Annotated in this window: 21 protein-coding genes, 1 tRNA gene and 1 CRISPR repeat array (1 of these 23 only partly in view); of the genes, 13 read left to right on the forward strand and 9 right to left on the reverse strand. The window is 70.6% G+C overall.

The genetic code is table 11. The annotated features are described in order from the left end of the window. Positions 1-7 precede the first annotated feature (7 nt). Genes O7632_RS17595 through O7632_RS17605 form a run of 3 tightly spaced genes read left to right on the forward strand, consistent with a single transcriptional unit; the run spans position 8 to position 2830 of the window. Positions 8-613: an MptD family putative ECF transporter S component gene (locus tag O7632_RS17595; RefSeq protein ID WP_278115708.1), complete on the forward strand. Its 606-nt coding sequence runs from the start codon at positions 8-10 to the stop codon at positions 611-613. Further along, positions 591-1343, forward strand: coding sequence for an energy-coupling factor transporter transmembrane component T (locus tag O7632_RS17600; RefSeq protein ID WP_278115710.1), 753 nt, complete (start codon positions 591-593; stop codon positions 1341-1343). The genes O7632_RS17595 and O7632_RS17600 overlap by 23 nt, the downstream gene beginning before the upstream one ends. After that, positions 1340-2830 (forward strand): ABC transporter ATP-binding protein, encoded by a 1491-nt coding sequence (locus tag O7632_RS17605; protein WP_278115712.1) that lies wholly within the window; start codon positions 1340-1342, stop codon positions 2828-2830. The genes O7632_RS17600 and O7632_RS17605 overlap by 4 nt, the downstream gene beginning before the upstream one ends. Before the next feature lie 125 nt (positions 2831-2955). On the opposite strand, the gene O7632_RS17610 is transcribed toward O7632_RS17605, so the two are convergent. From O7632_RS17610 to O7632_RS17625, 4 genes are all read right to left on the reverse strand, one after another. Beyond that, positions 2956-3132 carry a hypothetical protein gene (locus O7632_RS17610; protein WP_278115714.1) on the reverse strand — a complete coding sequence of 59 codons (177 nt, stop codon included), beginning with the start codon at positions 3130-3132 and terminating at the stop codon, positions 2956-2958. A 502-nt stretch (positions 3133-3634) separates the two neighbouring features. Next, positions 3635-3718, reverse strand: a tRNA-Leu gene (locus tag O7632_RS17615). 229 nt (positions 3719-3947) lie between these two features. Further along, positions 3948-4070, reverse strand: coding sequence for a hypothetical protein (locus tag O7632_RS17620; protein ID WP_278115716.1), 123 nt, complete (start codon positions 4068-4070; stop codon positions 3948-3950). Between the two features lie 119 nt (positions 4071-4189). Then, positions 4190-5182: a helix-turn-helix domain-containing protein gene (locus tag O7632_RS17625; RefSeq protein ID WP_278115717.1), complete on the reverse strand. Its 993-nt coding sequence runs from the start codon at positions 5180-5182 to the stop codon at positions 4190-4192. Between the two features lie 262 nt (positions 5183-5444). Here O7632_RS17625 and O7632_RS17630 point away from each other — a divergent pair, with 262 nt between their 5' ends. The 3 genes from O7632_RS17630 (at position 5445) to O7632_RS17640 (ending at position 10001) form a co-directional block, all read left to right on the forward strand. Then, positions 5445-7829, forward strand: coding sequence for a phosphoketolase family protein (locus O7632_RS17630; RefSeq protein ID WP_278120137.1), 2385 nt, complete (start codon positions 5445-5447; stop codon positions 7827-7829). A gap of 134 nt (positions 7830-7963) precedes the next feature. After that, positions 7964-8341 carry a CATRA system-associated protein gene (locus O7632_RS17635; RefSeq protein WP_278115719.1) on the forward strand — a complete coding sequence of 126 codons (378 nt, stop codon included), beginning with the start codon at positions 7964-7966 and terminating at the stop codon, positions 8339-8341. Further along, positions 8319-10001, forward strand: a complete 1683-nt coding sequence (locus O7632_RS17640) for a CATRA conflict system CASPASE/TPR repeat-associated protein (RefSeq protein ID WP_278115720.1) — start codon at positions 8319-8321, stop codon at positions 9999-10001. The genes O7632_RS17635 and O7632_RS17640 overlap by 23 nt, the downstream gene beginning before the upstream one ends. A gap of 106 nt (positions 10002-10107) precedes the next feature. Here O7632_RS17640 and O7632_RS17645 read toward each other — a convergent pair whose 3' ends face one another. Continuing rightward, the gene (locus O7632_RS17645; protein ID WP_278115721.1) at positions 10108-11439 is read right to left on the reverse strand and encodes a macro domain-containing protein; all 1332 of its coding nucleotides are present in this window, start codon (positions 11437-11439) and stop codon (positions 10108-10110) included. 257 nt (positions 11440-11696) lie between these two features. Between O7632_RS17645 and O7632_RS17650 the strand changes: the two genes are divergently transcribed. From O7632_RS17650 to O7632_RS17665, 4 genes are all read left to right on the forward strand, one after another. After that, positions 11697-15140, forward strand: a complete 3444-nt coding sequence (locus tag O7632_RS17650; protein ID WP_278115723.1) for a CHAT domain-containing protein — start codon at positions 11697-11699, stop codon at positions 15138-15140. Between the two features lie 10 nt (positions 15141-15150). Beyond that, positions 15151-15477, forward strand: coding sequence for an antibiotic biosynthesis monooxygenase (locus tag O7632_RS17655; protein WP_278115725.1), 327 nt, complete (start codon positions 15151-15153; stop codon positions 15475-15477). Between the two features lie 36 nt (positions 15478-15513). Then, entirely contained in the window at positions 15514-16641 is a 1128-nt protein-coding gene (locus O7632_RS17660; RefSeq protein WP_278115727.1) for a potassium channel family protein, read from the forward strand. 160 nt (positions 16642-16801) lie between these two features. Next, entirely contained in the window at positions 16802-17941 is a 1140-nt protein-coding gene (locus O7632_RS17665) for a mechanosensitive ion channel family protein (protein WP_278120139.1), read from the forward strand. 53 nt (positions 17942-17994) lie between these two features. On the opposite strand, the gene O7632_RS32255 is transcribed toward O7632_RS17665, so the two are convergent. Together O7632_RS32255 and O7632_RS17675 are read right to left on the reverse strand one after the other, a co-directional pair. After that, positions 17995-19047 carry a hypothetical protein gene (locus O7632_RS32255; RefSeq protein ID WP_347403580.1) on the reverse strand — a complete coding sequence of 351 codons (1053 nt, stop codon included), beginning with the start codon at positions 19045-19047 and terminating at the stop codon, positions 17995-17997. Further along, positions 19034-19390, reverse strand: a complete 357-nt coding sequence (locus O7632_RS17675; protein WP_278115729.1) for a hypothetical protein — start codon at positions 19388-19390, stop codon at positions 19034-19036. Before O7632_RS17675 ends, O7632_RS32255 begins: the two co-directional genes overlap by 14 nt. A 248-nt stretch (positions 19391-19638) precedes the next feature. On the opposite strand from O7632_RS17675, the gene O7632_RS17680 reads away from it, so the two are divergent. Then, on the forward strand, positions 19639-20985 hold the full coding sequence (locus tag O7632_RS17680) for an AbfB domain-containing protein (protein ID WP_278115731.1): 1347 nt from the start codon (positions 19639-19641) through the stop codon (positions 20983-20985). On the opposite strand, the gene O7632_RS17685 is transcribed toward O7632_RS17680, so the two are convergent. Then, the gene (locus tag O7632_RS17685) at positions 20963-21670 is read right to left on the reverse strand and encodes a hypothetical protein (protein ID WP_278115733.1); all 708 of its coding nucleotides are present in this window, start codon (positions 21668-21670) and stop codon (positions 20963-20965) included. The genes O7632_RS17680 and O7632_RS17685 overlap by 23 nt on opposite strands. Beyond that, positions 21667-21999, reverse strand: a complete 333-nt coding sequence (locus O7632_RS17690) for a hypothetical protein (RefSeq protein ID WP_278115735.1) — start codon at positions 21997-21999, stop codon at positions 21667-21669. Before O7632_RS17690 ends, O7632_RS17685 begins: the two co-directional genes overlap by 4 nt. A gap of 464 nt (positions 22000-22463) precedes the next feature. On the opposite strand from O7632_RS17690, the gene O7632_RS17695 reads away from it, so the two are divergent. Further along, positions 22464-23414: a helix-turn-helix transcriptional regulator gene (locus tag O7632_RS17695; protein WP_278115736.1), complete on the forward strand. Its 951-nt coding sequence runs from the start codon at positions 22464-22466 to the stop codon at positions 23412-23414. Then, positions 23398-23586 (forward strand): DUF397 domain-containing protein, encoded by a 189-nt coding sequence (locus O7632_RS17700; RefSeq protein WP_278115738.1) that lies wholly within the window; start codon positions 23398-23400, stop codon positions 23584-23586. The genes O7632_RS17695 and O7632_RS17700 overlap by 17 nt, the downstream gene beginning before the upstream one ends. A 137-nt stretch (positions 23587-23723) precedes the next feature. After that, positions 23724-24063: a CRISPR direct-repeat array (repeat unit 29 nt; unit sequence CTGCTCCCCGCGCACGCGGGGATGGTCCC) (it continues 6471 nt past the right edge of the window).

Genomic DNA, 24063 nt, shown 5'->3' on the forward strand with positions numbered 1-24063 from the left:
CCAACCGGTGCCGACCCAGCCACGGTTCTCGCTGCGGTTCCCAGCACGAGACCTCGTCAACGTAGCGATCTTCGCCAGCGTCTTCATCGTCGCCACCTACGCGATCGGCATGGTCGGCCTCATCTCCCCGCTGACCTGGCTGCTCGTGGTGCCTGCCTCGATCATCGTCAACGGGATCCCGTTCATGCTCTTCCTGACCCGGGTGAAGCATGCCGGTACGGTGGCCCTCTTCGGTGTGATCGTCGGGCTGTTCTATCTCCTCACCGGGAACACACTGGTCAGCACGATGGCCATCGTGCTACTCGGGATGGCCGCCGAACTCATTCTGCTCGCCGCCCACTACCGGTCGAGGTGGGCCGCCATCTGGGCGTACACAGTGTTCAGCCTGGGCTTCTTCTCTCCGTTCCTGCCGTTGTTGTACGACCGCGAGGGCTACTTCGCGACCGCCGGTTGGACCCGGATGGGCGACGACTACGTGCGGGCGTCCGACGAGATGCACTCTGCCCCGGTGCTCGGCCTGCTCGCGCTGGGCATCCTCATCGCTGGATTCCTGGGAGGGCTGCTGGGCTCGGCGGTCCTAGGCAAGCACTTTGTCCGCGCCGGCCTTGCCTGACATCGACGCTCAGGTCGAGGTAGTGAATCGGACCCGGCCGGGCCTCGACCCCCGTACCAAGATCATCCTTGTCGTCCTCGTCAGCGCGGTCGTGATGAGCCCGGGAGGGCTGCGCTTCGTACCGGTCGGGCTGCTGCTGGCCATGGCGCTGGCCGTGTGGGAACGTGCGTGGCTGCGTGCGGTCGGCCTGCCGGTGGCGGCTGGGGCGACGTGGATGCTCGGGTGGCTGCTGCCGCTGGGGTGGGAGAACGCTTTCACCGCGATCGTGTCGATCGCGTGCGTATACCTGATCAGGTTCGTCGTCGCGATCGGCACCGGCATGCACCTGATCGTCACCACCTCGCCCACGCAGCTATCTGCGGCCTGCCGCGCCTGGAGAATCCCGCGCGCCATTTCGGTGACTCTCGCGGTGATGCTCCGATTCTTCCCCGTGGTCGCCTCGGAAGCCGTCGCCGTGCTCGACGCGATGCGGCTGCGTGGCCTGACCGGCCCGACCGGATTCCTACGCCACCCCATCCTGAGCCTCGAGCGTTTCACCGTACCGATGATCGCCGCGAGCCTGAACGCCAGCGACGACCTATCCGCCTCCGCGATCCTCCGCGGCCTAGGCTCCCGTCGCACGCCCACCTCGATGAATCCGCCGCGCTTCGCCATGCCCGACCTGATCCTGCTCCTGACCGTCCTGGTGTTGGCTGCCTGGGCGCTCCGCACACCGTCGCCGCTGACATGATCCGACTCGACAACGTCACCTGGACCTACCCGCACGCCGACGCCCCGAGCCTGCGGAGTGTCGACCTGCACATCACGTCGGGCGAGTTCGTCATCCTGTGCGGCGCGTCGGGATCCGGCAAGTCCACCGCGCTGCGGCTGATGAACGGCCTCATCCCGCACTTCCACGACGAAGGCGCCCTCACCGGCACCGTCACCGTGAACGGGACCATCACCAGGAAAGCAGAGCTGGACGAGATCGGACTGGTTACCGGCACCGTACTGCAGCATCCCCGCCGTCAGTTCTTCACCGACAGTGCCGCCGAGGAGCTCGCGTTCGCGATGGAGAACTTCGGATTCGAACCTCGGCGCATGCTCGCCCGCGTCACCCGTGGCCTGTCCGCCCTCGCCGTCGGCGTCCCCGTCCAACAGCGTCTGTCCGAGCTCTCCGGAGGCCAGCAGCAGCAGGTTGCCATCGCCGCCGCCACGGCACACGACCCCAGGGTGCTGCTGCTCGACGAGCCAAGCTCCAATCTCTCCGCCGACGCCGTCGACCGTCTCGTCCGTACCCTCACTGACCTCAAGGCAAGCGGTATCACCATCGTCGTTGCCGAGCACCGGCTGCGCTACCTGCAGGATCTCGTTGACCGGGTGATCGTCATGCGGGACGGAACGATCGACCTCGAATGGGACGCCGCGACGTTCCGGGCAGTGTCCGACGATGAGCTCGCCCGTGAAGGGCTGCGCGGGAGGATTCGCCCCGCCGCGCTGCCCCCGTTGGCCGCAGCCGGCGGGAGTATCGCCGGTCCCGCCCAGGTCGGCGAGGTACGCCCCGGCTCCCTGGAGCTGTCCGGCATTCGTTGTCGGATCAGCGGGCGCACGATCCTCGACATCGAGCGGGTCGTCTTCACCGCTGGCGAAGTCACCGCGATCCGCGGTGTCAACGGTGCCGGCAAGTCGACCCTCGCCCGCGTCGTCACCGGGCTGCAGCGGTGCGCTGGGAGTGTACGGCTGGACGGGCGCGCGCTGAGCCGCCGGGCCAGGCAGCGGGTGAGTGCGATCGTTATGCAGGACGTACAACGGCAACTGTTCACCGACAGCGTCGAGGCCGAGATCGATCTAGCCGGTGCCGACGCCGCTGATTCCCGCCACACGTCCGCAGTGCTCGATGCGCTGGGCCTCGAAGGGCTCGCCGAACGGCATCCGCTGTCGCTGTCCGGCGGCCAGCAGCAGCGGCTCGTCGTCGCAGCCGTCCGCGTCGCGGGTCGCCGCATCGTGATCTTCGACGAGCCCAGCTCCGGCGTCGACCGGCGCCACCTCAAGTCGATCTCCGACCAGATCCGGCAGGTCGCTGCCGACGGCGCGGTCGTGCTCCTGATCAGCCACGACGACGATCTGCTCAGTCTTGCCGCCGACCGGCAACTCACCCTGGTCCCGATAGGTAGCGGCTCACGCCCGCCCACCCCGGCCGGAACGAATGAAGGAGCCGATGCTCGACAACTTCGGTAGTCGCTTCGGCGTGTCCACAGTGCATGTAGAGCTAGAGACGCGGATGAGCTCCTCGTCGGAGGTGTCGGCCGGGTCGCAGCACAGGTAGTAGGCCACCTTGGTGGGCTCCGTGATGCTGTGACGGCTCAGCAGCCAGCGGCGGTAGCCGTGCTCGGCGGTGCCGGTGTCGGGACGCCATGATCCAGTCGTTGTTGCAGCGCGGGCCGGAAATTGCCGCTCTTGCCGTACGCCTCGTCGGCGGCGGCTCGGGCCTGCCGGGCGGATTCGCCGCCGGTCCAACGGTAGAACCCGGAGCGGGACACCGCCAGGCTCCGGCACAGCCGCTTGACGCCGAAGCGGCGCGGTGGGTGGAGATGAAACCCGGAAGTGGCTCGTCACCGATCCATCTCCTTCGCGAACAGACGGCCGCCTTGCGGAGAATCCTTCTCCTGCCGCAGCTCGGTCACCTCGCGCCGGAGACGGGCGATCTCGGCGTCTTTGTCCGCCACCGCCACCGCCACCGCGTCGCCGGAGGCCGCCGGTCCGTCGCGGCCCGCCGCAGCTGCTTACGGACCCAGTTCCGCAGGGTCTCGTGACTCATCCCCCGCTCAGGGGCGACCTGGTTGATCGGTCGCCCCGACGAGCGGACCAGATCGACCGCGTCGCGCTGGAACTCTTCCGTGTACTTCGAGGGACGCCCCAACGGGACACCCCTTCCTCTGGACCAACGTCCAGTCTCAGGATGTCCACATCTCAGGGGGAGGCCCAGTGTTCAAAGACGCTTGAACATGAGCGCGTGAATCTGTGCGTAGCTGCGGGAACCTGTGTCCGAGGGGGGACTTGAACCCCCACGCCCTATACGGGCACTAGCACCTCAAGCTAGCGCGTCTGCCATTCCGCCACCCGGACTTGCATGGACCACTCTACCGTCCCATCCGGCAGGTCGACACCGCAGGGGCCGGCGGCTGAGGGCCGCACGGGGCAAGACTGTACACGAACGGGTCGGACGGTGCACAACCCTCCTGGCGGTGGTGAACCCGGGTCGGTTCACCTGGCCTTTCATGGGGACTGGCGGCCCCCGTGTGGGTGCGGTTCCGCCGCCGAAACCTGATCCGCGGTCGCACCCGATCGGTCTCGGCTAGCCGGGCAGGAACGCCTGGATGGTCCCGGCCACGGTGGTCACCGCGTCGAGCACGGTTTCCGTCAACCGGCAGACAGCCACGCCCAGCAGCAGCCAGAGGCTCCGGCCGAGTGGCTCCACCCTGACCGTGAGCCGCACCTCAACCGGCCGGCGTGCGTGCGACTCTGGGCCATTCTCGCCGGCTTCGGTGGCTCGGCGGGGCCTGTGTCGCCGCCGCCGATCGGCCGGTGCCGTGCCGCTCACGGTCGTTCCCGATCGCCAGCCGGCCGTCGCCGGACCGACTGACGCGTCTCGGTGGCCGACATGCCGAACAGCTGCCGGAAGTCCCGGGCGAACTGGTCCGGACGCGCGTAGCCGTGCGCGAAGACGATGTCGTTCACGGTGGTCGACAGAAGGGCCGGATTCTGTAGGCTGCGCCGGCATTCCTCCAGCCGTAGCCGTTTGACGAGTTGCATAGGTGTCGTCTCGGCATCTTCGAACACCTTGAACAAATAGCGTGGTGAAATCCCGACGGCCCGAGCGATCCGATCCACGTCGAGGAACGGATCGGCGAGGTGCCGTCGTATCACCGCGCGGACATGGGAGCGGAGTAGAAGCCGACGGGTGCCTGGACTGATCCCGTACCGCTCATCGATGCGCTGCCGAAGAATCCCGGTGACGCACTCCGAGAGCGCCTCGCCGAGCTCTGGGTTCGTCGCCGGGTCCGCGTCTTGGGCGATGCCGGTCAGGAACGCCGCGACGAGATCCCGGCCCGGCATCCGTCTCGGTATCGTCATGCCGACGATCGGCCGTACGGCTGTCTCGCGCAGTGGCACCAGCGTTCGCGGGACGGTGACCATGGCGAGCCGCAGGGGCGTCCGCCCGGGCACATGCCGAGCGTCCCACTCGCGTGACGTGTCGTAGAGCCCGATGTCACGTGGACGCAGCCGTCCCCGACTTCCGTTCTGCTCGACCCACAGCTCCCCGCTGATCGGCACACAGATCCGGTAACATTCGGGATCACTGGTACGGATCATTTTCTTCGTTCGGAGGGCGACTCCTTCGGTGTCACAGATCCAGCTCGTCGCTTCGATCTCGAATCGACCAATCTGAGCGACACTCATCGCGGCGGTGAGGGATACCGACGATCGGCCGCGGATTTCCACCGGCGCGACCTCGGCCGTAGCCCCGGTTCGGTAGTACTCGTAGCGGTCCAGTGCGGGGACATCACCGGTGTCGTAGAGGATATGCACCGCAGATCACTTCCTCCTCGTACCTCTGCTGACAAGAGAAGTGTGCGGCACCGCGGACCGGTCGGAGTTGGCTGTGGACGCACAGGACCGTCGGTCCTGGTCTGTCAAGGGGCGGAGTTCCCCTCCCAGACAGGTACTGGAGCCGCGAAAACCCACGGTCGACGCCACTACGATCGAAGCCGACGGTGTTACCCGATGAGGGAGGAATCCGCTCGTGACTGCCCTGACCGAACCGCGCACGCACGCCGTACCGGGTGAGGAGCTGCTGCGCGTCCTCGCCGCGCCCGACGACGTCGAGCTGGCGCAGCTGGACGCGTGGTGGCGAGCCAACAACTACCTGACCGTGGGGCAGATCTATCTGCGCGGCAACCCGCTGCTGCGCGAGCCGCTGACGCCTGAGCACATCAAGCCCCGGCTGCTCGGCCACTGGGGCACCAGCCCCGGCCTGTCGCTGATCTACGCCCACGTGTCCCGACTGATCCGGCACACCGGACAGCAGACGATCTACCTCACCGGTCCCGGTCACGGCGGCCCGGCGCTGGTCGCCGCCGGCTACCTGGAAGGAACCTACAGCGAGATCTACCCGGACGTCACCCAGGACGAGGCCGGCATGCTGCGGTTGTTCCGCCAGTTTTCCAGCCCGGGTGGCATCCCCAGCCACGTCTCGGTCACCACGCCCGGCTCCATCCATGAGGGCGGCGAACTCGGCTACGTCCTGGTGCACGCCTACGGCGCGGTGATGGACAACCCGGACCTGCTGGCGATCGCCGTGGTCGGTGACGGCGAAGCCGAGACCGGACCGCTGGAAGGCTCCTGGAAAGGCGTGTCGTTCATCAACCCGGCCCACGACGGCGCCGTACTGCCGATCCTGCACCTCAACGGCGCGAAGATCGCCGGCCCGACGGTGCTGGCCCGCAAGGAGCGCGGCGAGGTCCGTTCGCTGCTGGAAGGCCACGGGTACGAGGTCATCGAGGTCGAAGGTGACGACCTGCCCGGGATGCACTACCGGTTCGCCGCCGCCCTCGCCGACGCCTGGGGCAAGATCCGGGCGATCCAGTCGGCGGCCCGCTCCGGCGACTGGGACGGCTCCCGCCCCCGCTGGCCGCTGATCGTCCTGCGGTCGCCGAAGGGCTGGACCGGCCCCGAACAGGTCGACGGCATCACCGTCACCGGCACCTGGCGGTCGCACCAGGTGCCGCTGTCCGGTGTCCGCGACAACGCCGACCACCTGGCGATCCTGGAGACGTGGCTGCGTTCGTACCGGCCGGAGGAGCTGTTCGACGCGAACGGCGCACCGACCGCGACGGTGACCGGCGTCAACCCCGACGGTGGTCTGCGGATGAGCGCCAGCCCGCACGCCAACGGCGGCCTGCTCACCCGCGACCTGGACATGCCCGACTTCCGGGAGTACGCCGTCGACGTGCCGCAGCCGGCCCGGCTGCGCGCCGAGTCGACCCGCAAACTCGGCGAACTGATGCGCGACATCTACACCCGCAACCCGGACCGGTTCCGGCTGTTCTGCCCGGACGAGACCAACAGCAACCGCCTCGGCGCCGTCTTCGAGGTCTCCGACCGGGGCTTCATGGAGCAGGTCTACCCGTCGGACACGGCGATCAGCCGCAACGGCCGGGTGATGGAGGTGCTCTCGGAGCACAACTGCCACGGCTGGCTGGAGGGCTACAACCTGACCGGCCGGTACGGCATGTTCGCCACCTACGAGGCGTTCGCCATGGTCAGTGCTTCGCAGACGGTGCAGCACGGCAAGTGGCTGCAGGAGGCGGCGCACCTGCCGTGGCGGGCCAAGGTGCCCAGCCTCAACATCCTGCTGACGTCGACCGCCTGGCGTAACGACCACAACGGCTTCTCCCACCAGGGTCCCGGTCTGATCCAGGTGGTGCTCAACCAGCGGGGCACCGTCTCCCGGGTCTACCTGCCGCCGGACGCCAACTGCCTGCTGTCGGTCGCCGACCACTGCCTGCGGTCCAAGTCCTACGTCAACCTGGTCGTCATCGACAAGCAGCCGCAGCTGCAGTGGCTGACGATGGAGCAGGCCATCGAGCACTGCGCCAAGGGTGCCGACATCTGGGAGTGGGCCGGCACCGACGACGGCGCGACTGACCCGGACATCGTGCTCGCCTGCGCCGGCGACGTGGTCACGATGGAAACGGTGGCCGCCGCGCAGATCCTGCGGGAACGCCTGCCCGGCCTGAAGGTACGGGTGGTCAACGTCGTCAACCTGATGACGCTGCCCCGGCCCAAGGACCACCCGCACGGGATGACCGAGACGATGTTCACCGAGCTGTTCACCGACTCGGTCGACGTGGTGTTCGCCTTCCACGGCTACCCGGGCGCGATCCACCAGTTGGTGCACGGCCGTCCGGACGCCGACCGGTTCCGGGTGCGCGGCTTCATCGAGCAGGGCACCACGACCACCCCGTTCGACATGACGGTGCGCAACCGGGCGTCGCGGTACCACCTGGTGATGGACGCGATCAACAACGCCCGGCGGCTGCCGCGCGGCGCCGCCGACCTCAAGGCGTGGTGCGAGGCCAAGCTCGCCGAGCACGAGGCGTACGTGGTGGAACACCTGGAGGACATGCCCGAGGTACGGGACTGGTCGCTGGGGGACTGGGCCAAGCAGGGCTGACCGGTCGGTCGCGGCGGGGCCGCCCCGGGGGATGGGTGACATCGCCCCGGCGGTCCCGCCGCGACCGTTCCGTCGGCAGGCCGACAGTCCGCCAGGCGGAGGCCCCTGCTGGCCAGCGACTACCATCGGCGGGCATGGCGACGCACACCGCAGCGGGTACGGACGCGGCCGGCCCGATCCCCGCCGCGCTGACCACGGAGGCGGTCCTGCTCCTGCGGGACGTGTATCGATGGCAGCACGCGGATGCCCAGTGGGCGGAGGTCGACGACCTGCTGGCCACGTTGGACCGCGCGTTCGTCGTCGGCGACGCCGCCGGGTTCCGGCAGGCGCTGGTGGATGTCGAGTTCGTCCAGGACCGTGTCTCGCCGGTCACCGGTCGGCCCCGGACCGCGCCGCCACCTCGGACCAGGGATCGGCTCAACCAGCTGGTGCACGCGTTGGCGCCGCCCGGCACCCACACCGACACCGCCGGCGGGACCGAGGGACGACATGACCGCCCCGGAGATCGTTGACCAGCAGCTGGTGATTCACCAGTATTTCCCGCTCGACGGGCCGGCTGCCGCCGCCGCTGTCGACGAGGTCGAACTGATGTGGGCGTACTGCCGGCAGGTGTTCGGCATGACCGACCCGATCGCCGGCACCGGTCTGTCCGACCACCTACCGACGGGTTGGGCGGATGTGTCCGTGCCGCCGGGGGACGAGTCGGCGCTCGCCGCGCAGCAGCACCCGGTCGGCGGGTTCCAGTCGCTGCTGCGCCGCCATCATGACGTGGTGAACCTGTCGGTGGCGCTCGCACCGGGCATGGCGTTCGCACCGGGCATGGCGTCTGACGCCGACACCGATGCCGACACCGGTGCCGGCGCTGAAGCCGGTACCGGCACCGGCGAGGGTGGCTCGACCTGGCTGACTCTGGAACGACGCTGGCGTGACGTGCTTCGACTCACCGCCGCCGAGGCCGGGTCCGGCACCGGTACGGCGTCCGATGCCACCACCTCCGCCTTTGGCCAGGACCGGCTGTTCGTCGCCCTTCTCGGATCTCCGGAGCCGACCTCGACCGCCCGGCTCGGCCGGCTCCTGGCGCGGGCCCTGCCGGTCGTCGAGACCGCTGACTCCTGGTGGGAGCAGGGCGTCGAGATCGATCCGGCATTCGCGGTCTGGGAGCTGACTCCTCGGCGGGACTCGCGGGCGTACCGGCATCTGGTCGTCGCGGCCGGTTCCCGCCACGACGCGGACCTGAGCGACTGGCTGTGGTCCGACGGAGGCGTGGCGATCCCGCCGCTGGCCCGCTACCTGCTGCACACCGCCAAGCTGCGCTACCAGTTGAGGGTCTGGGAGCGCGATCGATCGGCGAGTATGACGGGCACGTCCGGTACGGCTGCGGCCCGACGAGCCGTGATGTTGCGGATGCGCCGCACGGTGGAGATCGCCCGGTCGAACATGGCCGCTGTCGTTGACGGCGCACCGACCACCGGCGCCGGCCCGTTCGCTGACGACCGTGCGATGGCGGACTGGTTCACCCGGCAGCTCGGCGACGACGCCGCCTACCAGGAGCTGCAGGTCCACGTCGACGACAGTCCGGCACGGTCGCCGGCCGACGACCCGCCGCCGCGCCCGGCGGACCATGACGCCAGCCGGGGCGTCTTCGTGGTACATGGCCGCGATGGAGTGGTCCGGGATCGGATGTTCGACTTCCTGCGTTCCCTGGACCTACGCCCGCTGGAGTGGGAGTCCCTCGTCGCGGCCTCCGGCAGCGCCGCGCCGTACCTCGCAGACGTGGTCGGACGTGCGGTACGGCTGGCCCAGGCAGCCGTGGTCCTGCTGACTCCCGACGACGAGGTGAGTCTGCATCCGAGCTTGCGGACACCGGCGGACTCCGACGCGGAGTTCCACCGGGGCATGCAGGCCCGACCCAACGTGCTGCTGGAGCTGGGGATGGCGCTGGCGACGTACCCGACGCGTACCGTGGTCATCCAGGTCGGTGAGCTGCGACCGGTGGCCGACCTCGGTGGTCTCAACTTCATCCGGCTCGACGACGGACCCGAATGCCGCCGCAAGATCGCCGTACGGCTCAAGGAAGCCGGTTGCCCGGTCGACGACCGGGGCTCGGACTGGCTGGCACCGGGGCGGTTCGCCGACCTCGCCGCCTACCGACGCCGGCCCGGATCGCGCTGACGACGCCGGCCCGGATCGCGCTGACGACGCCGGCCCGGATCGCGCTGACCACTGCGAGAACCGAGCCGACGTCAAGACCATCTGACGGCGGCCGATCTGCCACAGGTCACAACGCTCGTACCGCCGCCGTCACCGCGAGCAGGTCGATCTGTCCGACGTCGCCGGGCCGTAGCACGATCCGCAACTCAGGGGTGACGAACTCGCGACGGGAGTGCGCGACGAACGACCGCGCGATCGTGGTCAGCAGGTCCCCTCGGCTCATCGAGTCGATCCGGGCCAGCCCGGTGCCGATCAGCGGCATGGCCACCACACCCAGTTGACCGTGGCGGCCCACCGCCGACCAGAGTCGATCGAGGCTGCGCCGCAGGTCGTCGGGGGTCGAGCGGGCGATCAGATCGTTGCCCATCTGGCTGTACGCGATGGCGAAGATCCGCCGCCCGTCCTGGTTGAGCACGGCGACCGTGCCGATCGGGTAGCGGGTGAGTTTGCCCCGCCGCTTCGTCGCCCGGGTCTCACCGCCCGCCTTGGGCGCGTGCTGCAGCGCGGTCCGCAGCTCCCGGTCGAGCAACCCCCGGTCGCCGCCGTACCGGCGGTGGAGCAGCTGGCCCTGCACACTGCCGCTGTTGATCACGACATCCTGGCTGGTGGCGGTGTCGAAGGTGTCGGTGAAGCCGACCACCAGGTGGGCGTCGTCCTGCGCGAACAGGTCACCGGTGAGCACGGTGAGCCGTACCCGTGGCGAGCCGACGTCGTGCCGCAGGATGCTGCGGGGCTGCTGGTCGGCCACCTCGCGCAGCGCGCCGACGATCGCGGCCAACTCGGCGTCGTCGGGATGTCGGGCCGTGAGCGTCCGACCCTCGTCGAGCGCCTTGTCGATCATCCCGATATCCCGGTACGCCAGCAGCAGGGCCCGGTTGGCGGCCGCCCGCATCGCGTGCAGCCGCCGGGCGGTCTGCTCGGCGTACGGATGCCCGGCGACGTCGAGCAGGGGCCGGCCACGCCACAGCCGTCGCGCGGTCTCCAGCATCTCGATCGTCTGCGGTGCGTCGGCGAGCTGTGCCCGGCTGACCAGGTCTTGGAACCGCCAGATGTCGACCTGGTCGGGGTCGAGCAGAAGCTGGTACGCCGAGGTGCGGCCACGATCGGTACGCAGCACCTCGGAATTGTCGCCGGGCCGGTCCGGATCGAGGATCCGACGCAGATCCATGATCCGCTTCTGGACGCTAATCCGGTCCTCCCGACGGACCAGGCTGTCGCGGGAGAGCCAGACGTCGCGGAACAACTCGTCCACAGTGACGAGTTCTCCCTCGGCGAGGACCAGCCGGGTCAGCACGGCGGCTGCGGTCGGGGTCATCCGGCTCACCACGCCGTCACGCTCCACCGTGGCGCGACCGAAAAGCTGCACCCGCAGCGCCACCAGCCGACCCCTCCCGGACAACGCACCCTCCGCGTTGTCCGAGCCTACCGACGGCTACCGAGCGCCAGCAATCCGGCAGCAACGCGGAAGCGGTCCGGAAGCGGACAGTCACTGGAAGCGGACAAGTCACGCGGGCCGGGCTCCCTCCCCGAGGGTTCGCGGCGGACGGGTCCGCCGTTCGTACGGCACGACGCTCCGGCCGGCGTGCTCCGGCCAACGTGCTGCGGGTCCGTCAGATCCGACGGACCGAGTGATCAGACGGCCGCGAAAGACCCAGAATGACCACCGACCGCACGGCCGCCCCTGACCGGCACACCGCCACCGGTCACCGCCTCGACACCACCGGAAAGGCCCGCGACATGCTCGACGCCCACCACATCGCGCAACGCTGGGACCAGTGGTGCGAGCTGCCCGACGAGGACCCCGAAGCCGACGGGATCCTCGCCGAACTCGTCGGACACGCCGACGCCTGGGCCACGATGCCACCGGGTGACGACCGCGACATCGTCGCCTACTGCGTCGGGCTCGCACTGGTCGAGACCGGCGGCGACGACAACCTGCGGGCCGCCGTCGCCCCGCTCGCCTCGGTGGTCTGGCTACCCGAAGCCGACCCCGAGTCCCTGGTGCCCGCCGCGATGCGGCTGGTGTACGCGATCGTCGTCACCGGGGAACCGACCGGCGGCCCGGACCTGCGGGCCACCGTGCACCGCGCCGCCGACCTGGTCACGCCCGCCGACCGCTGGCAGGTCTGGCTGACCGCCACCACGATGTGCCAGCAGCAGCACAGCGTCGACGCCCGCCGCGAGCTGCGCGACGCCGCGCTGGAGTTCAGCACCACCGGGCTCGCCGAATCACCACCGGACGAGGACGTCCAGATCGAACTGCAGTTCCGCCGGCTGACGACGGCGCTGTCCGCCGCCGATCACGCCGAACGCGTCCTGGCCCGGCCGGCGATCCTCACCGAGGCGTACCAGCTGTGGCGGACCACGGCACCCGGCCCGGCCCGCGACCAACTCGCTGCCGTTCTCGCGATGGCCGCGCACGTCGTCGCCGACTCCGGATGGCGTCCCATCCCACCGCCGGTGCTGCGCGACCTGCACGACGCCGGCGAGCGGGCACCCGGGCTGCCGCCCTCGGTACGGCTGTACCTGACCGGCACCCGTGGCCTGCTCGAAGCCATGGGCACCATCCCGGCCGGTCCGTCGCCGTACGCCGCACCGCAGGACCTGCGGCGCGCCCTGACCGAAACCGACGCGACCGCGTCCCACGAGGCGGCGGCCGAGGCAGCCGGGGCCGAGACAGCCGGGTCCGACACGGCGAGGGTCGACGCGGCCGGAACCGAGGGAGCCGAAACCGACGCGGCCGACGCGGCCGGTGCCCTCGACGCCAGCACCGCGAGCATGGCCGCCCTCGGCGAGCAGGCGATCCCGGCACTGCTGATGGCCAAGGCGCATCAGACCGGCGACCTCGGCGCGGTCGAGTCCGCCCTGGGAACGCTGGCCACCGGCGGTGCCGACCCCGGGGTCCGCCGACTCGCCGAACTGCTCCGCTCGGTCGATCCGGACGTCGCGGACGCCCGGCACGTCCACGCGCTGATCGACGCGATCGACACGCTCGCCACCAGCACCGACGACCCCCGGACCCGGGAGCTGTTCGGCATGGCGCTGCCGGCGGTGACCGCCCTGCGTACCGGGGACGTGCCGGCACCGGCCAGCGGCGGCAGCGGACCGCTGCCGCCGCCGCTGCGGCTGATGACCCAGCTCATGCCGGCGGTCGCCGCGCAGCGTGACAGCGAAACCGACGAACGGACCCTGCGTCGGCTGATCGCCGACACCGGTCAGGTCGCGGCCGCGCCGGCCGCCGGCACGCAGATCCACGGGTACGCCGCCGAGCTGCTCGCCGAGCTGTGGCGCGCACTGGCCGACGCGACCCACCGACGCGACGACCTGGACCAGGCGGTACAGGCCGCGCGGACAGCCGCCGAAGCGGCTGGCGGACCGGCGAACATCCACTGGCGGGCGGCGACCCGCCGACTCGCCGCGCTGCTGCGGACCCGCGACGGCGGCCGGGGCGCGGATCGGCGGCAGGCACGAGAATTGCACCTGGCCAGCCTGCGCGGCGACGCCTGGCAAGTGATGCTGCAGTCCGGCAGCGCGCACGCCGTACGGGCAGCTGGCTCGGCGGCCGCCGCCGCGACCCGGACCGCCGCGCTGTGCGTCCGGGACCGCGCCTTCGATGACGCCGTACGGGCGTTGGACGCCGGCCGGGGCCTGGTGGTGTACGCCGCGACCGCCGGCCGGTCGGTGCCGGATCAGCTACGCGCCGCCGGCCGAGCCGACCTGGCCGACGAGTGGCAGGCCGCCGGGGGCCCGGCCGCCGGACTCGCCGCCGGTGGCCCGGCTACCGAAACCGCAACGGCCGTCGGCGGCGATGTACCGGCCGGCGACGGCAACGGCTCCGGCGACGACGGACTGTCGTTGGACGACCTGCGACACCGGGTGCTGGACGTACTCTCCGCCCCGGCCGACACCCGGCAGCGGCTGCTGGACCCGCCGAGACCGGCGGAGATCCAGGCCACCCTCGACCACGCCGACCTGGACGCGATCGCCTACCTGCTGCCCGGTGCGCCGACCACCGGCGGCGTGATCCTGCTGGTCGGCGTCGGCCGGCAGACCGAGGTGGTGCGGTGCCCCGGCCTGATCGAGCATCCGCTGATCGCCGCCTACCGGCAGGCGGCGCACCACCGGCAGCGACCCGACCGCGCGGCGGACGCGATCAGACAATGGCGGACCGCGCTCGGCGCACTCTGCGACTGGGCCGGGCCGGCCGGCATGCGGCCACTCGTCCAGCACCTCGCCGGCTGGGACCTGGGCCGGCCGGCGCGGGTCGCGCTCGCCCCGATGGGACCCCTGGGCGTGGTGCCCTGGCACGCCGCCCGCGACCCGGCCACCGGCCGGTACGCCGTACAGGATCTGCAGGTCTCCTACCTGCCGTCGGCGCGGCTGCTGGCCAGCGTCACCCATCCGGACGGTGCCGATCCGGCCACCTCTGCCACCTCTGCCGACCCGGCCACCGGGCCCACCGGTGAGGTGCTGATCGTCGGCGACCCGGACGGTTCACTGTCGGCGGCCGCAGACGAAGCCGCCCTGATCCGCGCCACCTTCTACCCGTACGGCCGGCACCTGGCCGCCGACGCCACCACCGAACGACTACGGCGGTGGCTGACCGCCGACACCGGCCGATCCGTGCTGCATCTGAGCTGCCACGGCTTCGCCCACACCGACCAGCCGTGGCGGTCGCGGGTCGTCCTCGCCGACGGACAGGAGCTGACGGCCGGTGACCTGCTGGACATCGGTCGCCGGCAACGGCAGCTGGTCGACCTGGTGCTGTTGGCGGCCTGCGAGACCGGGGTGCCCGGCGACGACCACGACGAGGTGTTCAGCCTCGCCACCGCGTTCCTCGCCGCCGGTGCGCGATCGGTGATCGCCACGATGTGGCGGGTACCTGACCGGCCGACCGCGATGCTGACCTTCATGGTGCACCACTTCCTGCGTGAGGAAGGCCTGACTCCGGCCGCCGCGTTACGCGCCGCCCAGCTCTGGATGCTCGACCCGCACCGGCTGCCACCGGCCACGATGCCCGCCCCGCTGCGGGACCGGGTGGGCAGCGCCACCCTGGACGACCCGGCGAGCTGGGCGAGCTTCACCCACGCCGGCCGCTAGGCTGACGCACATGGCAGTCGTGAAGATCAACGCGATCGAGGTGCCGGACGGTGCCGGCGAGGAACTCGAACGGCGGTTCGCCGCCCGGCTCGGCGCCGTGGAGAACGCGCCCGGTTTCCTCGGATTCGAACTGCTGCGGCCGGTGTGCGGGGACAACCGCTACTTCGTCTACACCCGGTGGGACAGCGAAGAGGCCTACCAGGCGTGGGCCAACGGTCCGGCCCGGCAGGCGCACGCCGGCACCGGAGGCGGCGACGGCGAACGGCCGCGTCCACCGGTCGCCACCGGGGCCAGTCTGCTGGAGTTCGAGGTGGTGCAGTCCGTCCACCGCGGCTGACCATACGCGCGCCCGCGACGGGGTATAGGCCAGCCCATGACGTACCTGTGGGTGACGCTCGGCGTCGCGCTGATCGCGGCCGTGGTGATCGACATCTGGCTGACGATCCTGCATCCGGATGCCGAAGGAGCCATCGCCGGCGCGGTCCGCCGTCTGGTCTGGCGGGCCTCGTCGATCATCGCCGGCCGGCGTCGCGAACCACACCGTACGCCGTTGGTGTGGGCCGGTCCGGTGCTGGTCACCGGCACCTTCCTGGCCTGGATCGCGCCGCTGGTGCTCGGTGTCGCACTCGTCGTCTGGCCCTACATCGACGGCTATCATCGGATCGCCGGCTACGGCCCGGCCGGCTTCGACGACGCGCTGTACTTCGCCGCCGGCACCCTGACCGTCCTCGGCTTCGGTGACCTCACCCCGGACACCCCGGCGCAGAAGCTGTTCACCGTCTGCGTCGGCGCGCTGGGCTTCGCCCTGTTCGCGGCCCTCGCCACCTACTTGATCGAGCTGATCACCGGCCTGTCCGTCCGCAACGGCTTCGCGCTCGCCGTACACGATCAGGTCCGGGGCACCGACGGCGTCGGCCTGCTGGCGCGCAGCCTGACCGACGAAGGCCTCGACGCGGCCCGGCAGCGCTGCGCCGCATGGGCGGAAAGCCTGCGGGCGATCGACGACACCGTACGCCGGTATCCGCTGGTCGCCCTGACCTACCGGCCGCGTCGACCCGACTACGACATCGAACCGGCCCTGGAACAGGTCACCGAGGCGACCGTCGCGGCGCTGCTCGCCGCCCGCTGTGACGCGTGGCGCGGCCTCGGCCCGCGCGCCGAGGAGTTGGCGTACGCCCTGCTGCGTACCCAGGACACGATCGCCCGCCGCTACCTGGGCGGTACGGTGCCCGACGGCGTGGCCGTTCGCCCCACGGACCTGTCTGCGGACACGTCTGCGGACCTGTCTTCGGACGCCGAGCAGGCGTTGCGGCGCCTGCACCGCCGACTCGCCGACGAGCTGGACAGCCAACCGGGCGACGAGCCGGGCGGCGGATTCGACCAGCCGGTGCCGACCGACGGGCTGGCCATGGAGGTGCTGTCCCGGTCGTTGACCTTCCTTGACGGGTTGCGCGGCTGGTCCGCGCCAGCGGTCCGGTTACGTCACCCCGACCGGTCCTGACGCCCCGGAAGCTGACCGGCCCTGACGCCTCGCCGCCGACCGCCGACCGCCGGGCGTCGCCGCCCCGCCGGACATCGACACCTTGTCGGTCGCCGGTGTCGATGTGGTTAGCTGACCGCTGCCGTGCTGTCGCTGGAAGGAGCGGTCGGACGTGTCCGACATCCTGGTAAGCATCGCGATCATTGTCGGAGCGGCGCTCGGGGCGGCGTTGGCCGTCACCGTCGTCTACCGGATCCTGCGGATCGCCGGACGCAAGTCGACCCTGCTGGCCGAGGCCGCGCGACGGGCCTACTGGCCGAGCGCGATCATCGCCGCGTTGCTCGCCGTCCGGTTCGCCATCCCGGTCGCCACCAGCAACGGCTGGCACGAACCCGTCCTGCACACGATCATGCTGGCCAGCGTCGCCACCGGCGGCTGGCTGGTCGCGACCCTGATCGGCCTGGCTGCCGACACGGCGCTGCGGCGTTACCCCATCGATGTCAACGACAACCTGGCCGCCCGGCGCGTACACACCCAGATCACCGTGATCCGCCGGGTCAGCTTCGCTGTCGTCGCCGTACTCACCGTCGGCGCGATGCTGGTCACCTTCCCGGCGGCCCGGGCCGCCGGCGCCAGCGTGCTCGCCTCCGCCGGTCTGGTCGGCGTGGTCGCCGCGCTGGCCGCGCAGAGCACCCTGGGCAACCTCTTCGCCGGACTGCAGCTGGCCTTCGGTGACGCGTTGCGCCTCGACGACGTGGTGGTCGTCGAGGGGGAGTGGGGTCGTATCGAGGAGATGACCCTCGGGTACGTGGTGGTGAAGATCTGGGACGAGCGGCGGCTGATCCTGCCGTCGTCGTACTTCACCACGACCCCGTTCCAGAACTGGACCCGTACGGGCGCGTCGGTGCTGGGCACCGTCGAGGTCGACGTCGACTGGACCCTGCCGGTCGAGTCGATGCGTGCCGAGTTGCGCCGGCTCGTCGAGTCCGAGGCCGCCGCCGGGCTGTGGGACGGCCGGGTCTGCGTCCTGCAGGTCACTGATGCCACCGGCGGCAACGTCCGTACCCGTTCCCTGGTCAGTGCCGGGAATTCGTCCGCTTTGTGGGATTTGCGGTGTCTGGTGCGGGAGCAGCTCGTCAGTTGGGTCCAGGAACAGCACCCGCAGTCGCGGCCCCGGGTCCGCGCCGAGGTCGGCGAACCGTCCGGCGGTACCCCTGCGCCGCCGCCCAGCCAACGCACCACCGAGACCACCCCCGGAGTCGGGGACAACGACGGCAGCTCGCCCGGCCGCGACAACAACAGCGCGGTGCAGCACCGGTAACAACTGCCCACGCCCGGTAGCGGTAGCGCCTGGATCCCGGCGCCGGCAGAGCCTCAGTCGGTGCCGGACCGGCTACGCAGCAGCGCCACCGCCTCGTCGAGCCGACCCTGCCGGGTCAACAGGGTCAGCAGCAGCCCCACCCCACGCCAGTCGTCGTCGGCGACCCCGGCCTGCAGCAACGCGATCGCCTCGCCGGGCTCGCCCCGCTCGGCGAGCACGGTCGCCAACTCGGTCCGCGCGCTCGGCTCACCCTGATCGGCGGCGATCCGCCAAAAATGCTCGGCCTCGGCGGCCTCGCCCTGCTGGTGCAGCAGCGCCGCCAGCCTCGACGCCGCGTGCCAGTCACCGCGCTGCGCCAACGTCCGCAACTCGTCGACGTGGCCCCGGTCGGCCAGCAGGTCGGCGAGGATCCGCCCGGCGGGGGACTCGCCCGCCTCGGCCAAGCCCCGCAGATAGCCGGTCGGGTCCGGCACCGGAGACATGCCGGCGGACTCCGCGTCAAAGAACCGACTGCCGCCGAACTCCTGCCGCAGCAGGTCGTCGAGGTCGTCGGCCAACTTCTTCATCGCCTTGATGGCGAACAGCAGATGTGTCGGCTGGAAATCGACCCCCAGCACCGGGATCGACGCCCACACCGTGTCACCGGTGCAATAGATCCGACCCGCCGGCATCGTGTTGGTCAACTCCGACAACCGGCGATACAGCATCTCGGTCGGCTGCACCACGGTCAGCAGCGGCGAGAAGACGTCCACCAGCGGCGGATCCTCCTGCGCCCGTACGAGGATGATCGCGGAACCGGCGCGGATGCCGATGTCACCGTCGGAGTCCAGCCGCAGCTGGTCCACAGTAGTGTCCAGCAGCCCGGCGACGACCAGCTTGACCTGCCCGGTCAGCTTGTCGCCGACGACGCCGTGGCCGAGCCTGCGGGTCACCCCGACCACGCCCGATCCGGTGGGGGCGGTCCCCGATCGGGCGACGACCGGGCGGGCCGCCAGGGCTGCGGCCAGCCGGGTCGTGGCCGGCAACGGTACGGACGCGGTGGTGGCGGCCGGTCGGGCGGCCAACGCGGCGATCAGCCGGGAGAAGAGTCCGTCACTGCTCGTCATCGCCCCGCTCCCGTCCGGGCACCGGCTGCTTCGGTGGCTGGTCGACCACCCGGACCTGGTCGAACATCTTGGCGATGAACAGTGGCGCGACGACCCCGAAGGTGAAGGTGGCGAAGGCGGTGGTCGCCAGGCCGCCGGCGGCCGCCGCCGCAGCCAGGCCGGTGCCGGCGATCGCCCGCAACATCACCGCGAAGATGATGATGGGCCGGTCGCGTTTGCTCCGCCAGGGCCACTGCCAGCGACCTTTGGACTCGGTGGTCGGTCGCATCATTCCGTAGAGGTTCAACGCTTCGGCAACGATGCTGCCGACCAGTCCCCACGTCGCTGCGATCCATAGAGACACAGACCTCACTCTACTGATCGTGGTCGCCCGTTCACGTCACGGGGACCGCCCGGCGGAACAACCTCCGCTCGGAGCGGTCGGCCACTTCAGCAACGGTAGCCCAGCGCCGCAATCGCGCTGCCAGGCGAAGTGGTCAACTTCTAGGGTGTGGGGTACTGGCGGAGCCTGGTGCGGGAATGAGAAGGTATGCGCCGCATGGCAATGAGATGTCCGGGGCGCCGTGCGGCCGGCACGCGGGAGGTCCATCGATGTCCGATGAGGACGACGTCCAGCAGCTTCCGCTGCGGATCGGTGGATGGCTGCCCGCCCCGGACGGCACGCTCAAGCCCGCCCCTGACAACCCGGCCAAACCCGACGACCAGGCCAAGCCCGGTAAACGGACCAAACCCGACAGTCGGGGTGCGCCTGCCGGCCGGCACAGCGCGAACCCGCCGCCCAGCCGACCCGGCCAACGCCCGACCACCAGACAGGGCAAAGGAACCCCCGGCCGCCTCGGCAACGTCGCCTGGTCCGTCTCACCCACCCCGGTCAGCGACTCCGCCGGCGACTGGCCCACCGCCGACCAGCCGACCGTCAGCACCTCGACACCCGGCCGGCCGTCCGGCACCACCAACGCCGCCGCGCCCGGCAGCACCGGCAGTCAGAGCAGCCAGGGCGGTCAGACCAGCCCCGGCAAAATGGACGGACCGCCCGCGCCGGACCGTCTCGCCGGCCGTACCCTCCCGCCCCGCCGCACCATGCTCGGCGCCGCCGCGCTCCTCACCCTGACGATCCTCGTCACCGCCAGCCTCACCAACCGGGGCGGCAGCCAGGAACCCATCCGGGGCGAGTTCGTCGCCGGCGCGTCCAGCGGTGCCAGCAACGCACCCGCGTTCCCCGACCCGACCGGCGACCCCGGCTCACCCGCCGCCCGGACACCCGACCCGGACGCCACCCCCACCCCCACCCCCACCCCCACCCCCACCCCCACCCCCGACGCCACGCCCAGCCCGGCCGCCGACCCCACCGTGGACACCCCGGCCGGGCCGCCCGCCGCCGGCGGCGACAACCCCACCAGCCCGGACCCGGCCCCGCCGACCCCCGGCTCCGGCGCGAACCCGCCACCGGCCAACCCCCCGCCGGCGCCGGCACCCACCACCAAGCCCCCCGCGACGCTCACCCCCGGAGCCCGGATCGGCCTGGAAGTCGCCGCCCTGCCCGGCCACCGGATCCGGCACCGCGACGGCATCGCCGTCGTCGAACCCGCCAGCGCCGGCAGCACCACCAGCGTCAAAGCGTCCGCGACGTTCATCGTCCGCGCCGGCCTGGCCAGCAGCGGCTGCGTCTCGTTCGAGTCGGTCAGCCTGCCCGGACAATACCTGCGGCACTACGAGTTCCGGATCTTCCTCGACCGGCCCGACGGCAGCGACCTGTTCCGCGCCGACGCCACCTTCTGCCCGGTCAACGGCATCGGCGGCGCACACACCTCGCTCCGGTCGCACAACTACCCGGACCGCTACCTGCGCCACGACACCCACAAACAGATGCGGATCTCACCGATCGGCGACGGCGCGTCCGCCGCGACCGCCACGTTCATCGTCCGCCACCCGCTCTGACCCGCGCAGTCGGTGACCCCGACGACCCCGGCTGTGGCGACCCCGACGACGCCGGGTCGCGGCGCAGCGACCACAACGCCGGCCCGGCGGGGGAGAGGTGCCGGGGACCGGGCGTACGGTATCCGCGCCGGACCAGCAGATCCCGCACGTACTCCTCGTCGGTGACGGCGTGCCCGACGATCCCGGCGGCGTCCAGCACCCGGTGCCGGTCGTCGAGCAACGCCGCACCGATCGACCGCCGCCGCAACCACGGTGCCGCCGCCAGATAGACCAGCTCCTGACCGACCGGATGCCGGTCCGCCGACCGGTCCAGGCCCGGTGTCGGCAACCGCAACGCGGCGGTACGGTGCTCGTCGCGCGCCGCCCGCAGATCGGCGAAGCGCGGCCAGTGGACGCCGGCCGCGCCGAGCAGCCGACGTTCGTGTTCGGTCACGGCCTCCAACGCCAGCGGGTACGGCTGCCACACGGCGACCCCTTCGCAGTCGCCGGCCACCTGCACGAACCCGTGCGCCAGGGCATGTTCCAGCTCGACGCCGAACACCCGCAGGAACGTCACGTAGCGGCTGGAGACGTCGCTGATCAGCCAGGACGCCACCGGGTTGGTCAGGAACGCCTCGGCCAGCAGCGAGGCCAGCCGGTCGACCTCAGCGGGCCGGGCGGAACGGACGACGATGTCGGGTGTCACGAAGGATCCTCCGCAGGGGTCGACGAGGCAGGGGACAGGCGCTGGTCAGCGGCGCGCCGATGCGCGTCGCGCGCCCAGGTCAGGAAGCGGGGGAACAGCTGCGCGGGCGTCAGTTCGGGCAGGTCGGCGGCGGCGTCGGCGAGCTGCAGCGCGGCGTACAGGCACAGACCGATCCGGTCGAAGTCGGCGACGAGCTGGTCCTTGGCCGGCGGACACGGCCACGGTTCGCCGCACGCCCGGCAGCACCACGACGGACGCCGCGCCACATGCTCGACCCGGCCGCCGACGTCGCCACCGCTGGTCGCGCCGAGCACCTTCGGGGCGGTCATCGGCCCACCGCGCCGGGCAGCCACCGCCGACGCGGCACATTCCTGATCTTGTAGGTCCGGAATTGTCGGGAACCGCATTCCGGACAACGCAGCGTGTGCCCGCAGGACGGGCACCACCGCCGCCGCAGACGGCACAGCAGCAGACCCGGCGGAATCCCCAACACGAAACCGACGACAATGAACGCGAACGCGTCGAGCATTGTTCTTTTCCTCTCGGGCAAAGATCAAGAGCCACGCGAGCAGGAGTACGCCTGGACCGGCCCCGCCGCAGCCGGTTACGGGGGCTCACGGCTGCGGCGGGTGACTATGGACAGCGCCGGCATGAGTTATCTAACGTGGACGCCATGCAAAAGACAAGGCGTCCTGCGCCACCATCCGCATAATATTCGCCAGTTGAGGAGCAACCTATTTATGGAGAGCGCCTTCACGGCTGTGAATGCGCTAGTCAGTTGATTGTTCGCCACGTGGGTGACTACACTCGCCACAAGGATGAAGGGGGCAGCTACTTGTCCGGCTCGATCGGCACAACCCTGCTTCGCCGACACATCGGCCGCTGGCTCACCGTGCTCCGGGAGTCCGCCGGCATCAGCCAGGACGCCGCCGCGCGGGCGCTGCAACGCGGCTCGTCGACCATCTGGCGCATCGAGGCAGGTGACGAACGGGTCCGCTTCCGCGACATCGACGTCACCGCCATGTGCGACCTTTACCAGGTCTCGCCGGAAACCCGGGCACGCCTGCTCGACCTGACCCGCGAGACCCGCGACGCCCCCAAGAAGGCGTGGTGGCACGACTACACCTCGTCCGCCCTGCCCGCCTGGTTCGGCCTCTACGTCTCCCTCGAAGACAGTGCCGACACCATACGCCAGTACGAGTCGGAGCTCGTGCCAGGACTGCTTCAAACCCGCCGGTACGCCGAGGCGGTCAATCGTGTGCTGCTCGGCTATGTCACCGAGGAGGACATCGACCGTCGAGTCACGGTCCGGATGGAGCGACAGGCGTTACTCAGGGCACCCCGACCGCCGCATCTTCGCGTGATCCTCAACGAAGCGGTGCTACGCCGGCAGGTTGGCGGACGTGAAGCGATGGCAGAGCAATTGCGCCACCTGCTGGACGTCATCCAGCGCTACTCGGTCTCCATCAGGATCCTGCCCTACTCTGCGGGGGTTCATGGCGGGATGACCGCCACCTTCACCATCCTGAACTTCCCGAACGCTCCGCTGAGCAGAGATCCAGTGGAGCCGCCACTGGCCTACGTGGATACTCTTACCGGCGCACTCTACCTGAACAAGGCTGATGAGATCCGAGCCTACGAGATGGTCTGGAGTGACATGGAGAGCCGTGTCCTTGACGAGGAATCGTCGAGACACATGATCAGCGACGCATTGGAGGCACTAGCCGGTGACCAGCCTGACTAACGCCGAGTGGCGCACGAGCACCCGCAGTGGTGCAGGGGGCAATTGTGTCGAGGTGGCGACGAACGTGCCCGACGTGGTCGCCGTACGGGACAGCAAGGACACGACCGGCCCGGTCCTCACCTTCGCCCCCGCCCAGTGGGCCACCTTCATCACCAACCCGCCCACACGTTGACATCGGTGGTGGGTGCAGCCAGGTACCCTGCCTGCACCCACCACCCACAGCCGCGCACGTCGACCAAGGGGAGTAGCCTCCAAATGAAAGTGAACGAAAACTGGCTGGTAACCTCCTAAACTCCCTGGTCAGCAAGTCTGCTCCCCGCGCACGCGGGGATGGTCCCTGCTACACCTCCCGCCGCCACTGCTGGAAGAACTGCTCCCCGCGCACGCGGGGATGGTCCCCCGGCCACGACCGCCAGCTGCGCGTCGATGTCCTGCTCCCCGCGCACGCGGGGATGGTCCCGTGGTCGTAAGACAGGACCCGACGCAGGTCCTCTGCTCCCCGCGCACGCGGGGATGGTCCCAACACGAACTCGCGGCCGCCGAGCCGATAGCGCTGCTCCCCGCGCACGCGGGGATGGTCCCACCACCAGCGTGACGATCACCGGAACCGCGTACTGCTCCCCGCGCACGCGGGGATGGTCCCTCCATC

The sequence above is a fragment of the Solwaraspora sp. WMMD406 genome (genome assembly GCF_029626025.1).
Taxonomy (GTDB): Bacteria; Actinomycetota; Actinomycetes; order Mycobacteriales; family Micromonosporaceae; genus Micromonospora_E.

Excerpts from the sequence above, each read along its gene's own strand:
- O7632_RS17650 (WP_278115723.1), top strand. The coding sequence starts at position 11,697 with ATGACCACCGACCGCACGGCCGCCCCTGACCGGCACACCGCCACCGGT.
- O7632_RS17660 (WP_278115727.1), top strand. The coding sequence starts at position 15,514 with ATGACGTACCTGTGGGTGACGCTCGGCGTCGCGCTGATCGCGGCCGTG.
- O7632_RS32255 (WP_347403580.1), bottom strand. The coding sequence starts at position 19,047 with ATGACGAGCAGTGACGGACTCTTCTCCCGGCTGATCGCCGCGTTGGCC.
- O7632_RS17680 (WP_278115731.1), top strand. The coding sequence starts at position 19,639 with ATGTCCGATGAGGACGACGTCCAGCAGCTTCCGCTGCGGATCGGTGGA.
- O7632_RS17640 (WP_278115720.1), top strand. The coding sequence starts at position 8,319 with ATGACCGCCCCGGAGATCGTTGACCAGCAGCTGGTGATTCACCAGTAT.
- O7632_RS17690 (WP_278115735.1), bottom strand. The coding sequence starts at position 21,999 with ATGACCGCCCCGAAGGTGCTCGGCGCGACCAGCGGTGGCGACGTCGGC.
- O7632_RS17635 (WP_278115719.1), top strand. The coding sequence starts at position 7,964 with ATGGCGACGCACACCGCAGCGGGTACGGACGCGGCCGGCCCGATCCCC.
- O7632_RS17655 (WP_278115725.1), top strand. The coding sequence starts at position 15,151 with ATGGCAGTCGTGAAGATCAACGCGATCGAGGTGCCGGACGGTGCCGGC.
- O7632_RS17605 (WP_278115712.1), top strand. The coding sequence starts at position 1,340 with ATGATCCGACTCGACAACGTCACCTGGACCTACCCGCACGCCGACGCC.